Genomic DNA, 5,254 nt, shown 5'->3' with positions numbered 1-5,254 from the left:
AACACTCCTGCGGAGGTGTACGCGGCCCATCAGGAGATGCGTCTGGCCGCGTGATGCGGACGGTTCAAAGCCTGTCCGGAAACAGCAGGGCCCCTCAGGCCTCGTTGGCGCGCACCAGCCACACATAGTCGTGCGCCTCACGGGACTTGGCCAGGGCCACCAGGTCGTGGTCCAGGTCGTGGGTGAAGACCAGGCGCAGGGGTTTGTGGGAGGTGGGGATGATCAGTTCGGTACAGGCCCGCCCCCGCCCCAGCCCCTTGTAGGTGGGCGGGGTGTCCACGGCACGCTTGTGCCCGTCCAGCCAGGTGCGCAGGTGGCGGTGGGCGTACAGGTGGTCGGCGCTGTGCCCGCCCCGGGTGTCCTCCCCGCCCTTGTGCATGCGGGCGCACAGGTTGGAATCGGCGCGGTGCGCGAAGTGGGGGACGGTGTCGCGCTCACGGATGATCTTCAACGACAGGCGTCCGCCGCACCCGCCGAGCAGCACCCCGCACCAGAACGTGTCCTGGCGCTGGTCGGCGTGATCGCGGAACAGGTCGGCCTCGTCGGGGTCGAGGGGCATGTACGCCGGGTCGGCGCTGTCGGGGTGGCCGGTCACAGCCGTTTGGACACGACGACGATCAAAGGACATGTGCGCACGAATAACACACGGTGACGACAGTTGTGGGGTGTGCGGGTTTCCTGACCGGCTGTGGCCACCCGGCCTCCCCGGCCCGCACCGGGCGGGGGAGGCCTACGGGCGCGTGCCGGCGCCCTACGACTCCTGGGGGTCGGTCTGCTGCTCCTCGGGCGGGGGCCGGTACCCCTCCACGACCTCCCAGTGGCCGGGGTTGAGGGCGCGTGCGACCTGGGCCAGCTCACGGACCGTGTTGCGGGCGTACTCGCCCTTGAACAGGTAGACGGTCCCCATGGCCAGGGCCCTGTAGCTGGTGCCACCGACCTGGCGCATGAGCGCGTACCAGGCGCCCAGGGGACCGTCGACCGCCCCCGCTGTGTGGTGCTCCTTGTCGTCGCCGACCTCCAGGGTCAGGAAGTACCCCCCGCGCTCGGCGTGGTAGGCCTCGATCTCCTCGGGGGTGTGGGTGGAAAACATCCCAAACTCGTCCAAGGACTCGTCCATGGCCTGGCGCGTTTCGGGGTCCATCTCGTGCGGGGCCTCGTCACCGGCCTGCCACATCAACGACACCTCCTCCAGCACCTGGCGCCCGCGCCCGTCGGCGACCGCCTCGCCGTTGATCAGCAGGTCCAACACGGTGGTCTCGGTGTCGAACAGGCCGCGCCCGCCCAGGTGCTCGGCGTAGACCTCGCGGTCCACCGGCCCCAACCCCAGGTCTTGGGCTGGGCGCCACAGCGGCCCGTCCTCGCCCAGTTCGAGGGCGCAGACCACCCCCACCCGTTCGCGGACCACCCGCAGCGCCGAGAGCACGCCGCGGGCCGGGTGGGCGTCACGGGCCGTGGTGTAGGGGGCGCCCTCCAGGTGTTCCCATGTCTGATCGAACTCGATCGTCCAGTGCACCATGTTCGCGGCCAGGGTCAGCGCCTGGGGCGGTGGGGCGGTGAGCATGGCCAGCCCGGCGGTCATGCGGGCGTGCTGCCATGAGCCATAGGCGGTGATGAAACGTCCCTCGGGGGTGGACACGTCAGGCATCGGCACGCTCATACGCGACTCCGTTCCAGGAGGATGGATCCGGAATTGTCGCAGATCAACCCGCACGTGCAGAAGACCCTACGTGGTCGTGCACGCCGAGACTGGCCCGTGCGCCGGGGTGAGCGGCAGCATCGGGCACGCGGGCCACTCGCGAACCGGAACCGGCCCGGGCCAGAGGTGACCGTCTGGTGGTACCCGGGGGTTCACACCCCGGGACCCCCTGTCCCGGACGCGAACCCGGCGCCGACAGGACGCGCACGGGGCCGGTCCCGCCTGGTGCCAGGACTGGACGTGGTCGACGGCGCCGAAGAGGTGGTCGCGGTCGGTGAGCGCCGATGTGGGGTGGCCGTCGGCAGCCGCGGCGGCCACCAGCGCGACCGGGCCGTCGCTACCGGTCTGGGAGCCGCGGAGCACGACCAGGGCCTGGGTGAGGGCGGCCTGAGCGTCATGCACCAACACCTGGCGGCCGGTCGCCGGGGCGTGGCAGGCATGGGCGCCGATCAGAGCCTGGGCAGCAATGAGCACGTGGGCCGTGGCCCGCTCCACGTCACTGCGCCCCTCCTCCCCCAGTCCCCAGTCGAACGCCGTGCGTTGGGCTCGGTTGGCGAGCACGACCTCGGCCATGCGGTCGTCGCCGATCTGTTCCCGCCATGCCAGCAGGAGGTGGGCGAGGTCGACGGGGGGCTGTGCGGCCGGGCGCACCTGCGCCGCGATCTCCAACTCCACCACCGCCAGCAACCCGCCCAACAACCGCGGCAGGTCCTCGGCCCTGGGTCCCCCGGGACGTAGGTCGGGGTCGGCCACCGGACCCCGACCCAAGGCGGCCAAGGCGTTGAGGAGTTGCTCGACGGTGACCGGGGCGCTGCTCTCGATCGACATACCGGCCAGTCTGGCCCGTGCCTTGGCCACAGGGAGATGAGGGCCATCCGGTGTGTCGCATCGGTGCCCGACGGGCACGAGTTCAGTGCACTCCGTGGCAGTTCGGGTCGTCGCACGCCCCCAGCGCCCACGAGCGGTCCTGAGGCGGGGTGTCCTGCCACTCGGCGCCGATGGCCTGGAGGCGGTCCACGTCCCGGGCCAGGTCCGGCATGCGTGCGCGCAACCGGTCCGCCCAGGTTGCGGTCAGGGCGCGGCCGTTGGCGTACAGTTCCCCGTCACGGCCGCCCACGGCCACCAGCACCCCGTGCTGGGAGGGCAGGACCATCGCCCCGGCCCCTTGGGCCACCCGGCCCTGGGTGATGAGGTCATCGGTCAGGGCGCGAGCCCGCGCCAGGGCGTCCTCGTCCACGGTGGGCGCCTCACGGTACGGCTCGGGCAGCGGCAGAGCCGACACCCCGTCCTCGGGAGCGCCGTTCAGCCCCTGTCCGGCGATCTGGTTGCGTTCGTAGAAGGTGACCATCGGGGCCAGCAGCGGCATCTGCGCACGCAACCGGTCGGCCGTGGCGGGGGTGAGGCGTTCACCGTTGGCCAGCACCTGCCCGTTCTTGCCCGTGGCGACCGACAGCACCCGCCCGTCCGGGGCGAAGTGGTACTTGATGTCCTGGCCTTGTTCCATCAGCCCCGAGGAGGCCGCGCGGTCCCAGGCCTGGGCCAGACGTCGCATCTCCTGCTCGGGGAAGACGGGCGCCTGCGGTGCGGGTACACTCGTGCGCCGCCTCTTGTCCCGCCGTGCCTGCTTGGCCCGTTTGGCCTCACGCGCCATCGCGTCCCTCCTCGTGTGGACCGGTCTGGGACAGAAAGTAGCGGCGCGCCGCGGACCTCGGTGGAGGTGGGGGGAACCGCGCGCGTCTGGTGCGTGTTCGCCCAAACCACCCGCACGCCCCGCCCCTGCGGTCTACGGTGCTCCCAGCGGGGGTGGCCCCGACCGTCCGGGTGAACGGAGAACAACGCGATGGCCAGCACACGCGGGCGTGCCTTGGGTGATATCTACTTCAGCGAACGCGAGCGCCCGGACCTGCTCGCCGCGGCCGAACACCTTGATGAGTTGGACGGCAACGACAGTGTCCAGCGCGCGGTGGCCGCCGTCCTGGCCCGCCGACGCCGCGCCCAGCTCGCCGAGCGCGGCATCACCATCGGCGCGCCCAAGTGCCCGTGCTGTCTGCGCGAGGGGCGGGGCCGCCTGCACCGACAGCGCCACGGCGCAGATCACCAGGACCGCCGCTGCTACGGGCTGGGGGACCACGCGCGCGGCTGGTACCGGGGCACGGAGTTGGTGGCCGTCACCTACGAGCCTACAACGGGCACAGCGCCACCGGCGCGGGCCGACTCGCCCAGGCGGTGGCCGCCGACGAACTCGCGGTGTCGGTGTGCGCGTGCTGCGCGGTGCACTTTCCCGCCATGTCCACCGCGGTGGTCATCACCCGCGCCGAAGACGGCCACACCCACCTGTGAGGGGTCACCAGCTGCCGCTGTCGCCGCCGTAGGCCGCCCACAACTCGGTGGCCGCGGCTCGGCACACGCCCATCGCCCGGCCCTGGCCGGTGCCCGCGGCGGTGCTCTCACCGAGGTGGGTGAACAGCTCCTCCAACGCGGCGGCCAGGGTGATCATGGAGTCGGCGATGCGGTCCACACCCTCGGGGGAGGCCAACGCCAGTTCCGTGTGCGCGACGGGGATCAGGACGTCGATGTCCCTTTTCCGGGTGCCCTCGCCGTGCGCGTTGATCAGGTCCTTACTCAGCAGCGGGTCCAGCGCGGCCAACGCGGTGCGGCAGAGCCGGTCGCCGACGGTGAAGGCGTCGCGGGCCGGGACTGCCTCCGCCTCCAGCAGGGCGCTGACCAGACCGGCCGCCGCGAAGCCGCGCCGCCCCCGGGCCAGGGCCACCAGGGTGTCGGGGCCGGGGGCCAGGGCCGCGGCGGCCTGCTCCAGGTAGGGGCTCAGCCTCAGGGGTTCCACTGGTCCTCCTCCGTCCCGTGGGCCGTCTCGCCCATGGTCCCGTCCAGGCGTTGGACGTCCTCGCGCAGCTCCCGGACCCCCTTGTCGATGTCCATCAGCATCGCGATGACGCCGATCGCGGCCACCCGGTCGGCGGGGACACCGTCCAGGCGCCGACGTAGCGTCCGGCCAGAGCGTCGATGCTGTCCTGGGCGAGCTGGAACGCCGCGTTGGCGCCGCCGTGCAGACGCCCGTACTCGCACAGCAGCGTGTCGCGGTGCACGGTGCGCTCCTGGTCGGCGGGGGAGGAACGGGCACTGGTGCGCGCCATGGGCGGACCTTCTCCTTCTCGGTGCCGGGATCGGGGCCAGGGCCTCACACCGCCAGCTCCAGGGGTGGGTGGGGCCGTACCGGCTGAGTGCACCCCCTCGGGGAGGGGTGCGGCCGGTCGGCCATCCACACGATCGCGAACCGGTACCGGGTTACCGGCGGGTTCGCCTGATCCGTGACCTCACCGCCTGGCCCCATGGCGCGCCACCGCTGACCGCAACGATGGGTGCCCTCAGCTTTTGAGCCAGGCGCGCCAGGCGGCCCCGTCGCAGGCGATGTCCTCAGGAACGCCCAGCAGCGCCAGCGCGGTTCGCAGTTCGCGTACCACCTCGGCGAAGGAGGCGGGACAGCACCCGGCGGCCGATCAGTCCGAGGCGTCCTTGCTCGTCGGGAACGATCCCGGCGGC

At 72.1% G+C, this 5,254-nt stretch carries 6 protein-coding genes; all 6 read right to left on the bottom strand.

Annotated features, from left to right (window positions below; translation table 11 throughout):
• Positions 1 to 94 precede the first annotated feature (94 nt).
• Positions 95 to 595 carry a hypothetical protein gene (locus tag BJF83_RS01020; protein ID WP_075924808.1) on the bottom strand — a complete coding sequence of 167 codons (501 nt, stop codon included), beginning with the start codon at positions 593 to 595 and terminating at the stop codon, positions 95 to 97.
• Positions 596 to 751: 156 nt separating this feature from the next.
• Complete coding sequence (locus BJF83_RS01015) at positions 752 to 1,657, bottom strand: hypothetical protein (protein WP_075924807.1); 906 nt, start codon at positions 1,655 to 1,657, stop codon at positions 752 to 754.
• Positions 1,658 to 1,723: 66 nt separating this feature from the next.
• Positions 1,724 to 2,524, bottom strand: coding sequence for a hypothetical protein (locus tag BJF83_RS01010; RefSeq protein ID WP_075924806.1), 801 nt, complete (start codon positions 2,522 to 2,524; stop codon positions 1,724 to 1,726).
• Positions 2,525 to 2,606: 82 nt separating this feature from the next.
• Entirely contained in the window at positions 2,607 to 3,347 is a 741-nt protein-coding gene (locus tag BJF83_RS01005; protein WP_075924805.1) for a hypothetical protein, read from the bottom strand.
• A 693-nt stretch (positions 3,348 to 4,040) separates the two neighbouring features.
• Positions 4,041 to 4,538 (bottom strand): hypothetical protein, encoded by a 498-nt coding sequence (locus BJF83_RS01000; protein WP_075924804.1) that lies wholly within the window; start codon positions 4,536 to 4,538, stop codon positions 4,041 to 4,043.
• A gap of 94 nt (positions 4,539 to 4,632) precedes the next feature.
• On the bottom strand, positions 4,633 to 4,848 hold the full coding sequence (locus tag BJF83_RS00995) for a hypothetical protein (protein WP_075924803.1): 216 nt from the start codon (positions 4,846 to 4,848) through the stop codon (positions 4,633 to 4,635).
• Positions 4,849 to 5,254: the final 406 nt, after the last annotated feature.

Source organism: Nocardiopsis sp. CNR-923 (genome assembly GCF_001942255.1).
Classification (GTDB): domain Bacteria; phylum Actinomycetota; class Actinomycetes; order Streptosporangiales; family Streptosporangiaceae; genus Nocardiopsis.
The sequence above is the reverse complement of the archived record's forward strand: the minus strand, read 5'-3'. Positions and strand labels throughout refer to the sequence as shown.

Bases quoted from the DNA above. Each gene is read 5' to 3' on its own strand.
- BJF83_RS01015 (WP_075924807.1), bottom strand. From the start codon at position 1,657: ATGAGCGTGCCGATGCCTGACGTGTCCACCCCCGAGGGACGTTTCATC.
- BJF83_RS01010 (WP_075924806.1), bottom strand. From the start codon at position 2,524: ATGTCGATCGAGAGCAGCGCCCCGGTCACCGTCGAGCAACTCCTCAAC.
- BJF83_RS01005 (WP_075924805.1), bottom strand. From the start codon at position 3,347: ATGGCGCGTGAGGCCAAACGGGCCAAGCAGGCACGGCGGGACAAGAGG.
- BJF83_RS00995 (WP_075924803.1), bottom strand. From the start codon at position 4,848: ATGGCGCGCACCAGTGCCCGTTCCTCCCCCGCCGACCAGGAGCGCACC.